Annotated in this window: 18 protein-coding genes; 4 read left to right on the top strand and 14 right to left on the bottom strand. The window is 34.8% G+C overall.

All coding sequences use genetic code 11. From position 1 onward, the window contains the following. Positions 1-15: 15 nt before the first annotated feature. From GGR32_RS06925 to guaA, 10 genes are all read right to left on the bottom strand, one after another. The gene (locus GGR32_RS06925; RefSeq protein ID WP_183477466.1) at positions 16-594 is read right to left on the bottom strand and encodes an NAD(P)H-dependent oxidoreductase; all 579 of its coding nucleotides are present in this window, start codon (positions 592-594) and stop codon (positions 16-18) included. 60 nt (positions 595-654) lie between these two features. Next, positions 655-1,218: a Crp/Fnr family transcriptional regulator gene (locus tag GGR32_RS06930; protein ID WP_183477467.1), complete on the bottom strand. Its 564-nt coding sequence runs from the start codon at positions 1,216-1,218 to the stop codon at positions 655-657. Positions 1,219-1,318: 100 nt separating this feature from the next. Beyond that, positions 1,319-1,969, bottom strand: a complete 651-nt coding sequence (locus GGR32_RS06935; RefSeq protein WP_183477468.1) for a suppressor of fused domain protein — start codon at positions 1,967-1,969, stop codon at positions 1,319-1,321. Between the two features lie 85 nt (positions 1,970-2,054). Then, entirely contained in the window at positions 2,055-2,552 is a 498-nt protein-coding gene (locus tag GGR32_RS06940; RefSeq protein WP_183477469.1) for an ankyrin repeat domain-containing protein, read from the bottom strand. Positions 2,553-2,613: 61 nt separating this feature from the next. Then, on the bottom strand, positions 2,614-4,122 hold the full coding sequence (locus GGR32_RS06945) for a catalase (protein ID WP_183477632.1): 1,509 nt from the start codon (positions 4,120-4,122) through the stop codon (positions 2,614-2,616). 116 nt (positions 4,123-4,238) lie between these two features. Then, positions 4,239-5,066, bottom strand: coding sequence for an orotidine-5'-phosphate decarboxylase (gene pyrF, locus GGR32_RS06950; protein WP_183477470.1), 828 nt, complete (start codon positions 5,064-5,066; stop codon positions 4,239-4,241). Positions 5,067-5,110: 44 nt separating this feature from the next. Continuing rightward, a complete protein-coding gene (gene prfA, locus GGR32_RS06955) occupies positions 5,111-6,187 on the bottom strand; it encodes a peptide chain release factor 1 (RefSeq protein ID WP_183477471.1) in 1,077 nt (358 codons plus the stop codon). Between the two features lie 61 nt (positions 6,188-6,248). Beyond that, complete coding sequence (locus GGR32_RS06960; RefSeq protein ID WP_183477472.1) at positions 6,249-6,656, bottom strand: OsmC family protein; 408 nt, start codon at positions 6,654-6,656, stop codon at positions 6,249-6,251. Continuing rightward, positions 6,656-8,602 carry a PBP1 and LysM peptidoglycan-binding domain-containing protein gene (locus GGR32_RS06965; protein ID WP_183477473.1) on the bottom strand — a complete coding sequence of 649 codons (1,947 nt, stop codon included), beginning with the start codon at positions 8,600-8,602 and terminating at the stop codon, positions 6,656-6,658. The genes GGR32_RS06960 and GGR32_RS06965 overlap by 1 nt, the downstream gene beginning before the upstream one ends. Positions 8,603-8,613: 11 nt before the next feature. Continuing rightward, positions 8,614-10,143 (bottom strand): glutamine-hydrolyzing GMP synthase, encoded by a 1,530-nt coding sequence (gene guaA / locus GGR32_RS06970; RefSeq protein ID WP_183477474.1) that lies wholly within the window; start codon positions 10,141-10,143, stop codon positions 8,614-8,616. A gap of 203 nt (positions 10,144-10,346) precedes the next feature. Between guaA and GGR32_RS06975 the strand changes: the two genes are divergently transcribed. Then, a complete protein-coding gene (locus tag GGR32_RS06975) occupies positions 10,347-11,075 on the top strand; it encodes an SIMPL domain-containing protein (RefSeq protein WP_183477475.1) in 729 nt (242 codons plus the stop codon). 75 nt (positions 11,076-11,150) lie between these two features. Here the strand turns inward: GGR32_RS06975 and GGR32_RS06980 are convergent, their stop codons facing one another. From GGR32_RS06980 to GGR32_RS06995, 4 genes are all read right to left on the bottom strand, one after another. Continuing rightward, complete coding sequence (locus GGR32_RS06980) at positions 11,151-12,539, bottom strand: pyridoxal phosphate-dependent decarboxylase family protein (RefSeq protein WP_183477476.1); 1,389 nt, start codon at positions 12,537-12,539, stop codon at positions 11,151-11,153. Positions 12,540-12,549: 10 nt separating this feature from the next. Beyond that, the gene (gene bshC / locus GGR32_RS06985; protein WP_183477477.1) at positions 12,550-14,148 is read right to left on the bottom strand and encodes a bacillithiol biosynthesis cysteine-adding enzyme BshC; all 1,599 of its coding nucleotides are present in this window, start codon (positions 14,146-14,148) and stop codon (positions 12,550-12,552) included. Between the two features lie 86 nt (positions 14,149-14,234). Further along, complete coding sequence (gene rimO, locus GGR32_RS06990; protein ID WP_183477478.1) at positions 14,235-15,536, bottom strand: 30S ribosomal protein S12 methylthiotransferase RimO; 1,302 nt, start codon at positions 15,534-15,536, stop codon at positions 14,235-14,237. Positions 15,537-15,590: 54 nt separating this feature from the next. After that, the gene (locus GGR32_RS06995; RefSeq protein ID WP_183477479.1) at positions 15,591-15,977 is read right to left on the bottom strand and encodes an acyl-CoA thioesterase; all 387 of its coding nucleotides are present in this window, start codon (positions 15,975-15,977) and stop codon (positions 15,591-15,593) included. Positions 15,978-16,128: 151 nt separating this feature from the next. Between GGR32_RS06995 and GGR32_RS07000 the strand changes: the two genes are divergently transcribed. The 3 genes from GGR32_RS07000 (at position 16,129) to GGR32_RS07010 (ending at position 20,469) form a co-directional block, all read left to right on the top strand. Further along, positions 16,129-16,761, top strand: coding sequence for a YceI family protein (locus tag GGR32_RS07000; protein WP_183477480.1), 633 nt, complete (start codon positions 16,129-16,131; stop codon positions 16,759-16,761). A gap of 99 nt (positions 16,762-16,860) precedes the next feature. After that, positions 16,861-18,057: an LETM1-related biofilm-associated protein gene (locus tag GGR32_RS07005; protein WP_183477481.1), complete on the top strand. Its 1,197-nt coding sequence runs from the start codon at positions 16,861-16,863 to the stop codon at positions 18,055-18,057. 267 nt (positions 18,058-18,324) lie between these two features. Then, positions 18,325-20,469 carry a choice-of-anchor I family protein gene (locus tag GGR32_RS07010; RefSeq protein ID WP_183477482.1) on the top strand — a complete coding sequence of 715 codons (2,145 nt, stop codon included), beginning with the start codon at positions 18,325-18,327 and terminating at the stop codon, positions 20,467-20,469. Positions 20,470-20,531 lie beyond the last annotated feature (62 nt).

A 20,531-nucleotide genomic window follows, 5' to 3' on the forward strand; every position in this document is an offset into this window, starting at 1 on the left:
CTTTTTATAGCCGAGTTATTTTATCTTCTCTCCCAAAACGGCTATTTTTTCTAACCATTTTTTCCTAAAACTAGCACCTGAATTCTTAATCGTGGCAATATAAGTTACCTTAACTGGGTTTACTCCACAAAATTGTAATGTTCCTTTTTTTAATTGATTTATGGCTGGATTTTTCATTACTAAAAAATTGTACCATTTTGGCGTATCGGCAGTAATAATTATATGTGCCGTTTTTCCTTTTAATAGTTTTTTAGGGAAAGGTTTGCCTTCGATTGGCTGATAGGTTATTCCTGGAAGAAATACCCGATCGATAAATCCTTTCATCAATGCAGGAAAACTATACCACCATAACGGAAAGACCCAAACAATATGGTCTGCTTTTTTTATTTTATCAATTGCATCAATTAAATCGGGCTCTAATTCCATTCTTTTTCGGTAGCCAAATTTTAAATTAGGGTCAAACTTTAATTCGGAAATATTAATTTGACTAAGTATAGCGCCTGTTTTATTTGCGCCCTTTACATAAGCTTCAGCTAAAGCATAATTAAAACTTTCTTTATCTGGATGTCCGTTAATTACAAGTACTTGTTTCATATAGAATTTATATTTTCTACAAAGTACCAGACAATTAAACTTTAAAAAAAGGACATTTGTCTAATTTGAAATTAATTTTCTTATTCGGCTTAAATGCCTTTGTGTAATGCCTAAGTACGAAGAGAGGTAATGAAGCGGAATTAATTGCAAATATTCGGGATGGTTTGTAAGCAGGTCTCGGTATCTTTTTTCGGCGGTTTCTTTTTGTAGCAATAAGATTCTTTTTTCCATTTTAATATATTCTTGCTCGGCAATATGTTTAAAAAACCGAAGCCAATTGGTGCTTGATTGCTCTAGTTCTAAAATTTGCTCTCTTGATATCGTTAACAGCTCTACATCTGTTAAAGCTTGAATATTTTCGACGGTTTTTTGCGCAGATAAAAATGAAGAATAAGCGGTAACAAACGCATTTGAAAAAGTAAAACAATAGGTTACCTCTTCTCCTAATGATGAGTAGTAAAAAGACCTGAATAATCCTGAAGTTACAAAGCCTACTTCTTTACAAACTTGACCTTCTTGAATAAAAAAATCTTCTTTTCTAATTTTCTTACGCGTGACTTTTTTCTCAAATAAATCGATTTCTGCTTCGCTTAGTATATGAAAGGTTTCTAAATAATTTCTCATTTTTTTACGCTACTAACCTATTTAGGTGTTTATTATGCTTATTAATTTTATACATCTCAAGCAAAAATAAATTCGTTATTAAGTATTGCTAAACACACTTTTATTTTCTTTTTAAATCTGTTATTAATAATGAATTTTCTTTTTTCAGTTTATCCAGTAATTTTTTAGTTTCGGTTGTTGTAGGATTAAGCTTTAGTTGTTCAAATTCTTCTGTAGTGATTCCAACAATTTGTAAAAACTGAAGTTCTCCATTTGGGGTTTTTATCTTTCCCATTTCTGGGTCTTCTATAAACGCAATAGCTGTAATTGCTGTTTCGGTATTTATCCTAATTGGTCCATTTGCTGGGATAAAATGATATTCTTCAAACCATTTTTTACTATTAAAAACATATTTTGCAAGGTTTTGCATTAATGAAATTACCCATGTAGGCTCATTGTTATCCTCGGTAAAAGGAGCTAATCTAAACGTAAATTCAAATCCCCAACCACTAAAATCTGCATCACAGTTTTCTAAATCGTAGTATAGATTAGACATCCCGTAGGATATAAAATGAAAATGCTCTTGTTGATTTTTACTTTTGTATATACTTACACCATCTAGAGGCTCCTCCCCTCCTAAAATGTATTTAAGAGTGGGTCCATAGTGTTTTGGTTCTTGATTTGGATACCATTTATCTGTTAATTTATCTATGCTTAGCCAGCCTACAGCTTCATCCTCATCAAATTTACTTTTATAGTCTTCTTTATTCATTTTTATTGTTTGCTATAAATGTATTAAAAGAACTTAAGTTAGAATTCCCTAATGAACAATTTTCTATCAGTAAATCCTCCCCTTATTAACACGCTTTGCTCTTTTGGGTATATTTATCTATAAGTTTCACTATATTTTCTAAGCCTTGCGCTTGGGCATGTGCTCTTGGAGTTAATCCGTGATTATCTTTTACTTCTGTATCTATTCCTGCTGCTAAAAGAATTTGTGCTATTTCTTCATTATTAAACAAAGCGCAATAAGCCAATGCATTAGCATTATTATGGTTTACTATATGTAGGTTAGCTCCTGCATCAATTAACATTTTTGCTATTGTATTGTGCCGCTTAAAGCAAACCCCCATTAAAGCAGTATTTCCTGCCATATCTTGCACATCAAGTGCTGCTTTTTGCGCTATAAGAAATGATGATATTGCTACCTCCCCATAATAAGTTGCCAATAATAAAGGGGTAGAACCTCGAGCGTCTTTTAGGTTTAAAAGGTTGGGCTGTTTTTCTAGTATTGTTTTTACTATAGGAAGCTCTCCCGAACGAATAGCATTAAATAGTTGTGTTTGTTTTTCCATATAAAAAAGATAAGAGGTTATTAACGGTATGTAATAACCTCTTTTTATTTAATTCATAAAATTATAGGTTTGGATTTTCTTTAGTAAAATCCATAGGTTTTTCTGATGTTGCTTCAGAATTCTTTTTAATCATAGTATAGGCTTCCTCTACGCCTTTTCCGTAATTTTCATCAGCTTTATAAAAATGTTGCAGCTGCAACTTTACAATATGTTCCGACACACCTTGTAAAGCACCTCCTATTGTTTGATGCAGACGTTTCTTCTCATCTTCTTCTAGAATTCTATACAAATCGCCCGGTTGTTTAAAATCATCATAAGCTTGGTCATTCCCATACCTATCGGCATCTCCGCTTATTTTTAATGGTGGTTCTTGTACAGAAGGGTCGGCTACAGGACCTCCTTTTGTATTGGGTTCGTAATAAGCATCTGGGTTTTCATTAAAATTCTCAAAGAAACGCATAGATCCGTCTTTATGGTAATTGTTTACTTCTACCACGCTTTTGTTTGCGGGCAACATTTCGTAATGTGTCCCTAAACGATAGCGGTGTGCATCGGCATAAGAAAATATTCTTGCTTGCAACATTTTATCTGGAGAGAAACCTATACCTGGCACCACATTAGATGGCGAATATGCTGCATTCTCTATATATTGGAAATAGTTACTAGGGTTTTCATTAAGTTCTAGAATTCCTACTTCATGAAGCGGATAATCTGCATGTGGCCACACTTTAGTTAAATCGAATGGGTTGTATGCTGTTTTTTCGGCATCTTTTTCTGGCATGATTTGCACCATCAATTTCCATTTCGGGAACTCGCCTTTTTCTATAGCATAAAATAGCGATTCATGAAAACTTTCTCTTGTTTTCCCAATTACTTCTGCTGCCTGAGCGTTGGTATAAAAACGATGCCCTTGCATGGTTTTAAAATGAAATTTAACCCAGAAACGTTCGCCGTTTTTATTCCAAAAACTATAAGTATGCGAGCCATAACCGTTCATGTATTGTGGTCCTACAGGAATTCCTCTATCACTCATTAGTGTGGTAACTTGGTGTAAACTTTCTGGATGCTGACTCCAAAAATCCCACATGGCTTCTGCCGAACGTAAATTGGTACGTGGGTGACGCTTTTGTGTATGAATAAAATCTGGAAACTTATAGGCATCTCGCACAAAAAACACCGGGGTATTGTTTCCTGCTACATCCCAATTGCCTTGTTGTGTATAAAACTTAACCGAAAAGCCTCGTACATCACGTTCTGCATCGGCCGCTCCTTTTTCTCCTGCCACAGTAGAAAAACGCGTTAATACCTTGGTTTCTTTTCCTATTTTAGAAAAAACATCGGCACAGGTATATTTGGTAATATCCTGAGTTACGGTAAATTTACCAAAGGCTCCTGTTCCTTTAGCGTGTACGGTACGTTCTGGTATACGCTCTCGGTTTTGGTGAGCTAGTTTTTCTATTAATTGATAATCTTGCATTAAAACAGGACCACGTTTCCCTGCTGTTAATGAATTTTCGTTGCTGGGCATTGGAGTACCCGCAGAAGTCGTAAGTGTTTTTTTAGTAGCCATCATATTAGGTTTTTGTGTTTCCCAAAGTTAACTGGAAATAAACACAAAAACCATAAATGATATTAATTAAAAACAATATTAGAATAAATTATATTTATTCTAAATTCAAAAAGGGATTAAATAAATTTATGTTCTGTTAGAATTTTTTGCATCTCTAGTTGCAATTCTCTGGCTTTATCGGCGGCAGCAAAGGCAAAATTGGTATCGGTAGCGGCATAAATTATTCCGCGTGCAGAATTAACAAGCAAACCTACCTTAGTATTCATCCCATATTTACAAACCTCCGCTAAACTTCCTCCTTGAGCACCAACTCCTGGTACTAGCAGAAAACTATCGGGTACAATACTTCTTACTTCTTTAAAATAAGCAGCTTTAGTTGCTCCTACAACATACATTAATTGTGCTGAATTTTCCCAAGTTAACGAAGTTTTTAGTACTTGTTTATACAATTCTTCGTTTTTTATTAATTGGGTTTGAAAATCGAAAGCACCTTGATTTGAGGTTAAAGCCAACATGATGGTAAACTTATCTTGAAAAGCTAAAAAAGGTTCTACAGAGTCTTTTCCCATATATGGAGCTACGGTAACAGAATCGAAAGCTAAATCTTCAAAAAACGCTTTTGCGTATCGGCTAGAGGTATTGCCTATATCTCCGCGTTTAGCATCGGCAATTGTAAAAATCTCTGGATAATTGGTATTAAGATAATTGATGGTTTTTTCTAAAGCCTGCCATCCTTTTAATCCGTAAGCTTCATAAAATGCTGTATTGGGTTTATATGCTACTGCTAAATGATGTGTTGCATCGATAATGGCTTTATTAAACTCGAAGATGGGGTCTTCTTTAGCTAATAAAAATGCTGGAATTTTATCTAAATCTGTATCTAAACCTATGCATAAAAAAGATTTCTTTTTTAGAATTTGCTGGATAAGTTGTGTTGTGTTCATATAGGTTATGTTATAAAAAAACCCGTAAAAACGGGTTTTAGATTTTATAAAGCATCGGAAGCTTCTTTTAGTTTTTCGGTATTAGCAACCAACTGTAATTCGTCTATAATTTTTTGGATATCGCCATTCATAATGTTTGGCAAATCGTATAAGGTTAAGTTTATACGGTGGTCGGTTACCCTTCCTTGTGGATAGTTGTAGGTTCTAATTTTAGCACTTCGGTCTCCACTGGTTACCATCGATCCGCGTTTAGCAGCATCTTCGGCCTGTTTTTTTGCCAATTCTAAATCGTATAAACGCGAACGTAGTACTTTAAAGGCTTTCTCTTTATTTTTATGCTGTGATTTTTGATCTTGGCATTGGGCTACTAATCCTGTTGGCTCGTGCGTTAAACGAACGGCAGAATAGGTAGTGTTTACCGACTGCCCTCCTGGTCCTGAAGAACAGAAATAATCTATTCTAACATCTTTTGGATCTATTTGGATATCAAATTCTTCGGCTTCTGGAAACACCATCACGGTAGCGGCACTGGTATGTACTCTACCTTGTGTTTCTGTTTGTGGTACACGTTGTACACGGTGTACTCCGGCCTCGTATTTTAGGGTTCCGTAAACATCTTCTCCACTAACTTCAAACTGAATTTCTTTAAAACCTCCGTTTGTTCCTTCAGAAAAATCTACGGTGCTTACATTCCAGCCTTTGCTGTCACAATAACGGGTAAGCATTTTATAGATGTCTCCTGCAAAAATACTTGCCTCATCTCCTCCTGTTCCTGCTCGTACTTCTACCACTGCATTTTTAGCATCTTCTGGGTCTTTAGGCACAAGCATCATTCTTATTTTCTCTTCTAGCTTTGGAAGTTCTGCTTTTGCTTCTTCCAACTGCATTTTTGCCATTTCAACCATTTCATTATCGCTTCCGTCAGCGATAATTTCTTCGGCCTCAGCTATATTTTGTGTTAATTCTATATAGCTAGCACGCTCTTCCATGAGTGCTTTTAAATCTTTATATTCTTTTGTAAGTTCTACATAACGTTTTTGGTCGGCTATTACTTCTGGCTGAATAATTAGATCGTTTACTTCGTCAAAACGTTGCTTAACTATATTTAATTTATCTATCATAAGTTATGGTATCGTAAGTTGCAAATTTACGATATTTTTATTTTTTTTTGAATGTTCTGTTCTACTGCTTGTAAGAAAAGTGAATATCTTTTTCTATTGCTGGGTGTAAACTTTGTAATACAGGACATGTTTGTGCCGTGTTTTCTAAAATTTTTCGGACTTTCTCGTCATAGGTTTTAGGAAACAGAATAGATACTTTTATTTTTACTATTCGCCGTGGGTTGGCAGCCATTATTTTGGTTACTTCGGCGGTGGCTCCTGTAATATCTGTTTCTAGTGCGTTGGCTTTTATTCCCATTACCGTAAGCATGCAAGCGGCTAAACCATTAGCAACGGTATCGGTGGGAGAGAAAGCTTCTCCTTTGCCATGGTTATCTGTAGGGGCATCGGTTATAAAGCTATTTCCGCTTTGTATATGGGTACTTTTTACCCGCAAATCCCCTTGATATTCTAACTTAGAAGTTGGCATTATTCTATTTCTTTTAAGGTTAGGTCTTCCTGATATTCTATTAAATAAACTGCTTGGTTTGAAAAACCTCCGCTAGAATTCTGTGTGTAATCAAATTTATTTTCGATATAGCGTGTAACCCCAGTAAGCTCTAACGAATCGTATAAATTACCTTTTGCAGCTAAACGCAAAATAATATCAAAAGTAATATCAAACCCTCTAATGGCGAATTTTGTAGGGGTTATTTCGTATTTTTCTTTATACGTTTTTGTAAAATTATTAGGTATAGTTTCTGCTACGCCGGCTATTGTTGTATAGGTAAACTTTAAGTTGCTTAAATACTCGTTAGAAACTTCGTCTTCAAACGGGTTGGATTTCTCTGAAGTAAGTAAACGAATTTTATAGTTTTTATTTCTATTTGCTAATGTGTTTAAGTAAGATACGCCATTACTTACTACTGCCATTTCATCTGCTTCTAAAATAACCCAATTCTCTTGTGTGGTACTTAAGTGTTTTTGAATATCTGATAATTGATAATATTCTTTTTTAGCTCTAGTTACTACTTTTGCATAAGGAAATACTTGTTGGTAAGTATCTTTTAGTGCTACTTTTTTGCTATCGGTAAAAATAATGATGTTTTTACCTTCTTTATTTCTATCGATATATTGAATTAATTTCTGTGTAAGTTTTTGCTGAGAAGGACGTGTTTGAAATACGTTTCCGCCTGGTATATATGCATCGGTTAATGGTGATACCACAGGAATACCTTCTGCTGAAAGCTCTGTAACTACTTCGTTAATATTATCTTTTAACAACGGACCTATTATTGTTTTGTATTGACTAAAGTCTGTAGATTTTAATAGATTTCTTACCGCAGTTTTGCTTTGTTTGGTGTCATAAAAATCAACTTGAGTTGAGATTCCTAATTTTTGTAAAGAATCTAATGCCATTCGTACGCCACTATAAAAATCTAATGAGATTTGAGTAACCTTATTTCTTTTAAGTTGATCGCTTTTTGAGCCTCCTCTAAAATCATCTAAATTAAAAGGTAATAATACGGCAACTTTCTGTGCTTCTCTATACTTTAGGTAAGAAGCCATATCGACTACGCCTGAATTTTCTTCGCTTGCTTCTACTACAACTTCTGGGGTTTCTTTTGGAATGCTAAGTACCATCCCGTATTCTAACCCTTCTCTAACTAATAAAGGATTATATTTTTCTAACTCTTCTCTTGTAGTATTATACTTACGTGTTAAGCTGTAATATGTATCTTTAGGAGCTACACTGTAAGAAATAAAACCTGTTTCTTCAACCTTTTCATCTATTTTTTCTATTGCATACGGGTTGGTAACACGTACCACTTGTCCTGGTTGTAAAGCCGTTATATGCGGGTTGAGTTTTTCTAATTCCTCTACCGTCATTCCGTACTTTTTAGCTATTCCAAATTTTGTTTCGCGAGGTAAAATAATATGCTGTAAGTTTTTAAAGGTCGAATTCTTTAAACTTTGGTTTACGTCTATTATTTTTTCTTCTTTAGGATACTGCGGAATTCTAATTACATCTCCAACACCTAACATGTTATCATATAGGTATGGGTTGTACTTCCTAATATCGTCTACAGGAATATCATAATTTCTGGCAATCCCATAAAGTGTTTCTTTCCGTTTTACCTTATGTTCTTTAAATGTAATTTTCTGCGCAAGCTCTTCTTGCTTTGTTTCTCTCGAATTTTCTTCTACAGAAAGCGCTGAATTTACAGGAATCACCAATACAGCATGTTCTAGTGTACGACGCCCCTCAATATCAGGATTAAGCTTTAATATTGCCTTAGGAGTAGTTTTATATTTCTTTGCAATACTCTCTATACGCTCTCCGTCTTTAACAATATGCGTAACATATTCCTGCTGAGAAAAACTATTATCTATTCTTAAAAATAAGATTGTAACAACAATCAATAAATACTTCATATACTTATTTTTTATTCCCACTCTATAGTAGCTGGTGGTTTTGAGCTAATATCATATACTACTCTATTAACGCCTTTTACTCTATTTATTATCTTATTAGAGGTTTTTTGTAAAAACTCATAAGGTAAGTTTACCCAGTCTGCTGTCATCCCATCGGTAGATTCTACTGCACGCAAAGCTACTACTTGCTCATAAGTACGCTCGTCACCCATTACTCCTACCGAGTTTATAGGTAATAAGATAGCGCCTGCTTGCCATACTTTATCATATAAATCCCACTCGCGTAGGCCTTCGATAAAAATAGCATCTACTTCCTGTAAAATTCTTACTTTTTCTGCAGTAATATCGCCTAATATTCTAATAGCAAGTCCTGGTCCTGGAAAGGGGTGTCTTCCTAATAATTGTTTAGCTATTCCTATTTCGGCTCCTACTCGGCGTACTTCATCTTTAAATAACATACGTAAAGGCTCTACAATTTTAAGTTTCATAAAATCGGGTAAACCACCTACGTTATGGTGTGATTTGATGGTTACCGAAGGTCCATTTACCGAAACAGATTCGATAACATCTGGATAGATAGTTCCTTGTGCCAAATAAGTTACATCTTTTATTTTATGCGCCTCATCATCAAACACCTCTATAAATACACGCCCTATAGCTTTTCGTTTTTGCTCTGGGTCACTAACTCCTGCTAAGGCATCTAAAAAACGCTTAGAGGCATCTACTCCTTTTACGTTTAGCCCCATGTCTTTGTATTGAGCCAACACGTCTGTGAATTCATTTTTACGAAGCAACCCGTTATTTACAAAAATACAATATAGCTTATCGCCTATTGCTTTATGCAACAACATTGCCGCTACGGTAGAATCTACTCCGCCAGATAATCCTAAAACAACTTTATCGTTTCCTATTTTTTGTTTTAATTCTTCTACTGTTAAATCTACAAAAGCACCTGGCGTCCATTTAGCTTCTACTCCTGCTATATTGATTAAAAAGTTTTCTAACAGTTGTTTCCCATCGGTAGAATGGTATACTTCTGGGTGAAATTGTATTGCGTAGGTTTCTTCGCCTTCTATGCGGTAAGCTGCATTTTCCACATCGTGTGTACTTGCTATACAAATGCCTCCTTCTGGTAATTGTTTGATGGTATCGCTATGCGACATCCACACTTGAGATTGTGTTGGAATTTCAGCCAAAAGTGCTTCATTTTCTTTTATATAAGAAAGATTAGCTCGACCATATTCTCGAGTCTCGGAAGGCTCTACTTTACCTCCATTAAAATGAGCTAAATATTGTGCTCCATAACAAACCGCTAATAAAGGCTTCTTTCCTCTAATATTTGATAAATCTGGATGTGGAGGCTCTTCTGCTCTTACCGAAAAAGGACTTCCGGATAAGATTACTGCTTTAAAACTCGATAAATCTTCTGGGATTTTATGGTAAGGATGTATCTCGCAGTAAATATTTAATTCTCTAACTCTACGGGCAATAAGTTGTGTGTATTGCGAACCGAAATCTAATATAAGTACGTTATTTTGCATAGGCAAAAGTAAAAATTTTGAATGAAATTTTATAATTAAATCAAAGAGAAAACATCTCTTAAAGTATAGCCAACTTCCAAGAAGCAAAAATATTAAAATAACTGAGTAAATTCAGCTATTTTCGCTTTATTAAATACGCATTTTTATTTTCTTTAAAAAGTATTTTTCATACCTTTCGCATTCTAACTATCAAATAAAATATTATGAAGTATTTAAGTGCCATTATTTTTTCTGTCGCTATTGTTTTAGCGGCTTCATTCTTAGGAAAAGCTTATGTAGACAGAGCGCAAACCAACGATGTTATTAAGGTTACAGGATCTGGAAGTATGAATTTCACTTCCGATTTAATTGTATGGGAAGGCTCTTTTAGTCGTACCAATTACGATTTAAAAACTGCTTACGAAAGTATTAATAACGACAAAAACATTATTCATAAATACCTACTCGAAAAAGGAATTGCCGAAGATGCAATTATTTTTAATTCGGTTTCTACCTACGAGCGCAGTAAAAATGAATATAGCAATAGTGGGAAATATGTAGGAAGTGTATTTGTTGGATATGAGCTAACTCAAAGTTTTAAAATAGAATCTACCGATGTTGAGCTTATTGAAAAAATTTCGCGAGAAGTTACCGAACTTTTAAACCGAGGCGTACAATTAAATTCTATTGCCCCTAGATATTATTACACAAAACTAGCAGATTTAAAAATAGAAATGATTTCTAAAGCTACCGAAGATGCTAACGTAAGGGCTAAAAAAATTGCCGAAAATGCAGGAGGAAAACTTGGAAAACTTAAAAGTGCTGATTTAGGTGTTTTTCAAATTACAGGACAAAACAGCGGAGAGGATTATAGCTGGAGTGGCGCTTACAACACGAGTAGTAAAAAGAAAACCGCTTCGATTACCATGCGTCTTACTTATGAGATTGATTAATTAAACATTCGCATTATTCTAAAAATAAAAAGTGCTCCCGAATGGAAGCACTTTTTATTTTTTATACTTTTTTTATTAACGCATTGTCTCTAAAATATTATCTACATCGGTGAGTTTTGTATCTGGATTTATAAAACAAAAGCGAGCCACCGTTTCTTGTTTATCATCTTTAGTCCATTTAGTTGGGGTTACCAATGCAATTCCTTCGGTATGGTTTTTATAGGTCCAATCTCTATAATCCTCTGGTGTCCATCCTTTTCTTCTAAAAAGCACACAAGATAAACTTGGTTCTCTTACCAGTTCTACATATTCTTTTTCTGCAATTAGCGCACTTGTATCTTGAGCCAATTTAAGTCCTGTCTCTATGGCTTCTGTATACTTATCTGTACCGTGCATGGCTAGAGAAAACCACAATGGTAATCCTTTTAATCTTCTGGTAAGTTGTATTTGATAATCGGCAGGATTAAAACCTTGCGCTCCTTCATCTTTAAAAATATCTAGATAAGCGCCTTTTTGTGAGTGAGCATTTCTTGCTAATTCTAGGTTTTTATAGATTACCGCTCCACTATCGTAAGGAGAAAACATCCACTTATGCGGGTCTATAGTTACACTATCGGCTTTTTCTATTCCATTAAATAAATGCCTAACCGAAGGTGCAGCCAAAGCTCCTCCGCCGTAAGCAGCATCTACATGAAACCACAAATCTTCTTTTTCGCAAACAGCAGCTATGCTTTCAAGGTCATCTATAATTCCGGCATTTGTTGTACCTCCAGTTGCTACTACTGCAAATAAGCGTTTTCTATCAAATTCACTCAAATTCGCTATCGCTTTTTCTAGCCAAAAGCCAGTAAGCTTATCTTCCGCATCGTCATCTACTAAAATAATATCTGCATCTATCACTCTTGCCATAGATTTTATAGAAGAATGAGCTCCGTTGGAAGTGATTAATAAAGCTTTTAATTTCTTATTCTCTTCCTTTTTATCTCTCCAAGCTTCTCTTGCAGCAATCATTGCCGAAAGGTTTGCCGAGGTTCCTCCGCTGGTAAACACCCCAAAGGCTCCTTCTGGAAGTCCTGTAAGTTCTACCAACCACTTCATGGCTTGGTTTTCACAAAATATACCGCCCGCACCTGTCATCCAATAGGCTCCATGAATACTCGAAGCAGAGGTTACCAAATCAAATAAAACTGCAGCTTTGGTAGGCGCTGCAGGAACAAATGCTAAGTGCCGAGGATGATCTACAGGGACGGTTGCCTTTACAAGAACATCTTTAAATAACTGAAAGGCTTTTTCTCCCCCAAGACCATCTTTGGTTATGGTTTCTCCTACTAGCTTATATAATTCTTCTTCTTTTTTAGGTTTCCCTAATTCGGCAGAGGTGTTTGAAATTCTATTAATTGCATATTTCATGATATCGAGTGTCATCTCGACAGTATCAATATCTATTGAATGCATACTTTTCATATATTATAGTTTAATTGGGTAAGGTTATTATGGTGAATTGCAAGTCTAACGGATTTAAGTGCTCTTGAAGTTTTTGTATAAGCTCATCGCCATAAACTTGATAAAACACGCTAAAGTTAAGTCTTCTTTCCTGTAATTGCTTATTAGGAAATAAAGCTTCGTGCAATATATTTACAGAAGCTAGTTCTTTTTTATACTTTCTTTTTTGTGCTTTTATTAAACGTTTTTCGAGTTGCGCCAGCCCATTGATTTGTTTTTTTTCTTGTGCAGAAACAGCTCCTAAAAAAGATTTATCGGTTTGTTCTGCGAGTTTATATAAATCGTTAAACTGCTGCTGTAAGTGTTTTTTTTGTTTACTAAAATCTATTTCAACTTCAGATAAAGCTTTTGTTTTCTTTGTTAACAGTGTTGGTAGTGGTAAGAATATATCTGCTGGAGTAGCTAATAGGTTTGTAAGTTTATCTGCTTGTTTTTCTGTTAACAAAAGCGCCGAATTCCTTAATAACAATATCGGAAAACTTATTTGTTGAGTAGCAAAATAATCTTTTAGCTGCAACCAGTAGGCTAACTCTCCGCCGCCGCCAATATAACAAAGGTTTGGTAAAATTGTTTCTTGGTATAAAGGACGCATAATTACGTTAGGCGAAAACCGTTCTGGATGCGCATACAGTTCGGATATTATTTCTTCTTTAGAGAAAGATACATTAGTTTCTAAAACATTATACCTACCTTCTTCTAGTACAATACGCTCACGTAAATTATCTTTTAGGTAAAATAAGTTTATCGCTCGCGGAGTTACTTGTGCTTTATAGCCGTTTTCTTGCAGCACTTCTGTAGTACTTGTTATTTGCTGTATGGCGGTTTGCTTAAGCAATTCTTCCTCGATATACGGAATAAAAAGTTTTTTTAAAGAAGTGCTGTTTGCATCGATGATTAATAAGCCATATTCTCCAAAAAGCTTATTGACCAAATAGCGGGTTGCATCTGCAAGGTTGTTATGTTGCGCATAAGCTTGTTTTAGTAGTTTTATAAGCGCATCTCCTTGTGTTGAGTTTTTTACATCTTTAGCAAAATCGGTAAATAGCTCTTCCAGTCCTTCGGTAGAAAGCTCTCCTACAGCTCCAGATGCTTTGCGTTGCCAGGAATAGGTATTATTTTCTGTATGAAAATGATTGATTTCTTCAAAATCATGGTCTTCTGTCGCCATCCAATACACCGGAACGAAATGGTATTCTGGGTAGGTTTCTTGCAGTTGCTTGCTTAAATTTATAGCAGCTATTATTTTATATAAAAAATATAAAGGTCCTGTTGCTAAATTTAACTGATGCCCTGTTGTTACGGTATAGGTTTTATTATTTTGTAGTGCAGTTATGTTTTCCTGTGTTGCTTCAGAAATGGCAATATCTTTATATTGCTCTTGCAACGAACTTACTAAAACCGCTCTGTATTTTTCTGGGTAATTTTTCTGTTTTTCTTCTAGTTGTGGTTTAAAGTTATCTAGGGTTGGAAAACGATGATAAAACGTTTTTAGTTGGTCTTTTTGTGCTAGATAATCTTTTATAAATTGCGAGAAATACGAAATCTCTGCGTAAGAAATACAGTCGTCCATAAAAAAATACTTAAATCACAAAGATATGCAGTTTAAGTATTTTTATATGTTTTTATTTAGTTAAATAGCTTTACTTAATTGCAAAACTATATTGGCTCGCCATACAAATCGAAATCGGCGGCTTGTGTAATTTTTATTTGAGTAAACTCTCCTGTTTTTAAATAATACTTCTCGGCATCGATGAGTACTTCGTTATCAACATCTGGCGAATCAAACTCTGTTCTTCCTACAAAGTAGTTTCCTTCTTTTCTGTCTATGATACAAGTGTAGGTTTTTCCTATTTTTTCTTGATTTAATTCCCAAGAAATCTGTGCTTGAATTTCCATAATTTCATTAGCACGTTGCTGTTTTATTTCTTCCGAAACATCATCTTCTAATAAATAGGCGTGCGTGTTTTCTTCGTGAGAATAGGTAAAACAGCCTAAACGTTCAAAGCGCATATCTTTTACCCATTGTTTTAATTCTTCAAAGTGTGCTTCTGTTTCTCCTGGGTAGCCTACAATTAGTGTAGTACGTATTGCCATTTGCGGCACTATTTCTCTAAATTTATTGATAAGTGCGGTAGTTTTTGCGTGTGTTGTTCCGCGTCGCATAGATTTTAGAATATCATCTGAGATGTGTTGTAATGGAATATCTAAGTAGTTACATACTTTAGGTTCGTTGTTCATTACATCAAGCACATCTAGTGGGAAGCCTGTGGGGAAGGCATAATGTAAACGTATCCACTCAATCCCTTCTACTTTCACCAATTCTTTAAGCAACTCGGCTAAATTTCTTTTTTTATATAAATCTAATCCGTAGTAAGTTAAATCTTGTGCAATAAGTATAAGTTCTTTTACGCCTTCTTTAGCTAGTCCTTTAGCTTCTTTTACCAATTGTTCTATTGGGGTAGATTTGTGTTTACCGCGCATTAATGGGATTGCACAAAAGGAGCATGGCCTATCGCAGCCTTCTGCAATTTTTAAAAAGGCAAAGTTTTTAGGGGTTGTTGTAATGCGTTCTCCTAAAAGTTCATGTTTATAATCTGCGCCTAAAGCTTTTAGTAATGCGGGCAGCTCGGTAGTACCAAAATATTGGTCTACATCGGGTATTTCTTTTACCAAGTCTGGCTTATAGCGTTCCGATAAGCAACCGGTTACAAACACTTTATCTACCAATCCTTGTTCCTTTTGTTGTACAAAATCTAAAATAGTGTTTACCGATTGTTCTTTAGCGTTATCTATAAACCCACAAGTATTTATTACTACAACGTTTCCTTCTTCCTCATGTACAACTTCTTTATTGTTAGCTTTTAGTTGTCCCATAAGTACTTCAGAGTCGTAAAGGTTTTTACTACATCCTAAGGTAACTACATTTATTTTATTTTTCTTTCTAGATTTTGTACGCATAATATTACTTAAAAAAGGCTTGCAAAGATACACATTATTAACAGAATAACGAGCTTATTCTAAAATAGGTATTGGTCTTTTATTATCATCTACTGCTACAAGGCTAAAGCAACCTGTTATGGCTTGTTCTCTACTATCAGAATACATTTCTTCTATAAAAATTTCTACACTCACCTTTACGCTTGTTCTTCCTACATCGGTTACTTTGGCAACAAGCTCTACAATGGTTCCGGCGGGGATAGGTTTATTAAAATCTATACGGTCGCTACAAACGGTTACTGTGCGTTTTCTACTAAAACGTGTTGCACAAATAAAGGCAACCTCATCCATAAGTTGCATGGCTGTACCTCCAAAAAGAGTATCGTAATGGTTAGTAGTATTTGGGAAAACGGCTTTAAATATATGGGTTTCCGATTGTTTTATACGTTCCTCTAAAGTCATATTTTTATTTATTTTGGGTAAAAATAAGCAAGTATTGCTTAAAAAATAAACTTTACTAGGCATTTATAGTTGTTAAGCTTTCTTAAATATATTTTGTATTCTTTTTAGTAACAGGTAAATTAGCCTTTTTAAAACTCAAAAAAAACTAAATATGAAAAAAATTAGTCTACTCCTTATTGCTGGTGCTTTAGTGCTTACTACTGCTTGTAAGAATGAAAAAAAGCAAGAAAACCAAACAACAACGAAAGAAGAAACTAAAGTTACAGAAAACTTTACCGCTAAAGCAGAAGCAACTGCCGTGTACTGGACAGCTTATAAAACTACAGCTAAAACTCCTGTAAAAGGAAAATTTAATATAGTTAAGTTTAGCGATAAGAAAGGAAGCTCGGTAATTGATGCCTTAGATGGTTTAGAATTCTCTATCCCGGTAAGCAGTATTTTCTCTAAAGACGAATCTAGAGATAGCAAACTTAAAGAGTTTTTCTTTGCAGCTATGGATAATACCGAATTTATTACCGGCACTTTACATTACAACAAAGAAGCTAAAAACTTTATTGCCAACATTACCATGAATGGAGTAAGCCACAAAACACCTTTAAGCTTTAATGTTGAGCAAGAAAGACGCGTAACTTTAAAAGGAAACATTAACGTAAAGGATTGGGATGCTCTTGGGGCTTTAGAATCTTTACACAAAGCTTGTTTTGATTTACACAAAGGTCCCGATGGCGTCAGCAAAACTTGGGAAGAGGTTGCTATAGAAGTTTCTACTTTCTTAAGAGAATAATCTACATACAAAACAGTACAACCACAACCCTTCTTGCAAAATTAAATGTAAGAAGGGTTATTTTTTTTGCCTATATTTATCGCGATAAACCTATAGAACATGAATCCTTCGGCAACTGGTTGGATAAAGAAACACTTCCCTACTTTCAAAGAAACAATAGTTAACCCCAACTATTCTGAAAATAACTTCTATATAAAATTACAACAAACAGGCTTTACTTATGCCAATAGTGTTACTACGCTAAGCCAAAATAACCAAGATACGTTAAAATTAACTTTAGAAGAAAAAACTAAAGTAAACCTATTTGATACACTTGGGTACTTGTTTTTTCTTAAAAACCCTAATGCAACCCAAGAAGATTACCTACAGGAACTCTTATTTTTTTACGAAGAAGTAGAAATAAAAAACACGAGTTTTTTTAAATTCCCTAGTATTTTAAAAGCCAACCTCTACGATAAGGCCGAAAAAGTACTACAACAACGCATACAACTTAACGAAAATATTTTTCAGCGCAACTTTAGTAATTTAATTACCAACGCGCTCTTGTTTTTAGATGCCTTGGCATTTTTGCACTACCTTACTTACAAAACAGGTACTCCCGCTTATATTAAAAATCTAGAAGCTGTAATATGCCGCGTTATTTTAGCTGCTTTCCAACAGAAAACAGAAAAAAGCCATTACGAAGAGCTTATTTTAAAGCTTATACAAAGCTCACTTAGGTACAATAAGTTAACCGATATTAACTACAACCTCTCTAAAACTTGTTTTAAATCTATAATACATAGTTTAGAAAAAAACTACCTTTTAGATATTGCTTGCATTGCTATTTATAGCGATGAACGCTTGGCAAACAAAGAACTTGAGTTTCTTGCACAATTAGGCACTTACCTTAACCTCCCAGAGAGGCGTATACAAACGGCAGTTACCCAGATGCAGCTATTTGTTGCACAGCACAAACCAGAAATTGTTTATTTTGATTACAGCAATGCCCTGCAACATTTTTATAAAAACACCAACCGTATGGTTAGGGTGCTTATTATAAGAAATAAAAGAAGGCTTATTAAAGAAATTTCTGATAGTAGAGAATTAATGTTGCTCTTACATAAATCTACACAACAAGAACTGAGTATTACCGAAAAAGAAAAGGTAAAAACGCAACTTTTAGACATCTGTAAAACCATACCTTCCTTAGCTATTTTTATATTGCCTGGAGGGAGTATCTTGCTTCCGTTGTTAATTAAGTTTATCCCTCAGCTCTTACCTACTGCTTTTAACGAGAATTTGCAGGATAACTAATTGTATTTTGCTTTTTTATTCGTGTTAAACCGCTACAAAAATCAAGTGATTTTAGGCTAAATTACATTGGTAAAAAACAAAACAAACTAGTTTATTATAAAATTCTTCTTCCTTATAATTAATAATTAGGTAACATTTCTTTTAAAAACTACTCTTTAAGCACCAATATTCTTAATTAAAATTAATATTTAGTAAATAATCCTTAAAGTTTACTTCAAGTGCTTTGTTAGATAGCTTTCTAAGTTTACAGCTTAAAATCTATTTAACATGAAAAAAATTTACTTAAGTCTTACTTGCCTTCTTGGGGTATTTAACCTTTATGCACAAGAGGTATTTTTTGAAACCGATTACCAAAACCTAGCAGAAAACGCAGATACTGCACTGCTAAATGTTAGTATTTCTGGCACTTTAGCAGACACTGCCACAATAGAGCTTATTGTACTTAACGATGTAAGCACTGCAAATGCTACTACCGACTATAACTTTACTACACAAGTACTTAGTTTTGCCCCAAACGGAAGCACAACACAAAGCATTCCGGTAACACTTATAGATAATCAAATAGCCAACCCAGATAAAATGTTGGTATTTGCCTTACAAAACCCTAGCAACATTAGTTTAGGAGCCAATAAAACCCATGTACTTTACCTGTTTGATAACGAAAAACACATAGCTACACCCAACAATACATTAGGCATAAATTATGCAACCAACTTTGCTATCGAGGGTAATAATCCAGGTTCTGAGATACTTACTTACAGTGCTGCCACGCAACGTTTATTTGTAATGAATAGCGGAAATGCTTCGGTAGAGATTTTAGACTTTAGCAATCCTTTAGCTATTTCTACCATAAATAGTATAGACCTATCGGCTTATGGCGCTGGTGGTACAAGTGTTGCATACCATAATGGCTATGTTGCTGTAAGTTTAGCCGCAGCAAATAAAACCGATAACGGGAAGGTTGTATTTTTAGATACCGATGGCAACATTATTACCAACCTAGAAGTTGGTGCATTGCCAGATATGTTGTGCTTTACTCCAGATGGCAATAAACTTTTAGTTGCTAACGAAGGCGAGCCAAATGCCGATTATAGCATAGACCCAGAAGGGAGTATTGCCGTAATAGACCTTAGTAATGGGATAGAAAACCTTAACCAAAACCACGTAAGCCTTTTAAACTTTAATAGTTTTGATAACCAAAAGGCAGCTTTACAAGCAGCACAAGTACGTATTTTTGGTCCTAATGCAAGCGTATCGCAAGATTTAGAACCAGAGTACATTACTGTTGCTGCCAATAGCCAAAAGGCTTGGGTAAGCTTACAGGAAAACAATGCTTATGCTACTATAGATTTAAATAGTATGCAAATTACCAACATCCTTCCGCTAGGCTTAAAAGACCATAGCTTACCAGGAAATACTTTAGATACTTCTAATAAAGCTGACTCTATTTTTATGGCAAATTGGCCTATTAAAGGGATGTATATGCCAGATGCTATAGATAATTACACCCTAAATGGCGTAACTTACCTTGTTACTGCCAATGAAGGCGATGCAAGAGAGTACGATACTTTTGAGGAAGAAGTAAATCTTGAAGATTTAAACCTAGACCCTAGTATTTTTCCTAACCACGAGCTATTAGCACACAACGATAATTTAGGAAAAATTAAAATAACTAACCAAGGGGGCGACCTTGATAATGATGGAATTTATGAGGAAATTCATGTATTTGGAGGGCGTTCGTTTAGCATTTACAATGCAGAAACAGGCGTACAAGTATATGATAGTGGCGACGATTTTGAAAGAATTATAGAAGAAGACCCTACCTACAAAGATATTTTTAATACTACAGACGATGAGAACAAACTTAAAAACCGTAGCGATAACAAAGGCCCAGAACCAGAAGCTGTATTGGTTAAAGAAATTGCAAATGAGTTTTATGCCTTTATTGCCCTAGAACGCGTAGGAGGTTTTATGGTTTACAACATTAGCAACCCTAACAGCCCTGTGTTTGAAGGTTACTTTAATAACCGTAGCACTGCACCAGGCGAAAACATTGTAGGAGATCTAGCACCAGAAAGCATTATCTATATTGCACCAAACGAGAATACTTTAGAAAAAGGACTCCTAGTTATTGCCAACGAGGTTAGTGCTACCGTAAGCGTATATACTTTAGATAACAACAGCCTAAGCACAAAAACCCCTGTTGCCAAAAGCAATTTTAGCATCTATCCTAACCCTGCTAGTACGCAAGTTTACTTTAATAAACCTACAAACTACCGTTTATACAACATGCAAGGCAAGCTTATTAAACAAGCAAACAACGCATCTTACCTAAATATAGAAGATGTAAACAGCGGAATTTACATTATAAAAAATACAGAAGGTACTGCTCAAAAACTTATAGTTAAGTAAACTACAGCTTGCTTCATAACAATTATTACCAACTGCCTAATGTTTATTACACAACATTAGGC

The sequence above is a fragment of the Mesonia hippocampi genome, from assembly GCF_014197445.1.
GTDB classification, from domain to species: domain Bacteria; phylum Bacteroidota; class Bacteroidia; order Flavobacteriales; family Flavobacteriaceae; genus Mesonia; species Mesonia hippocampi.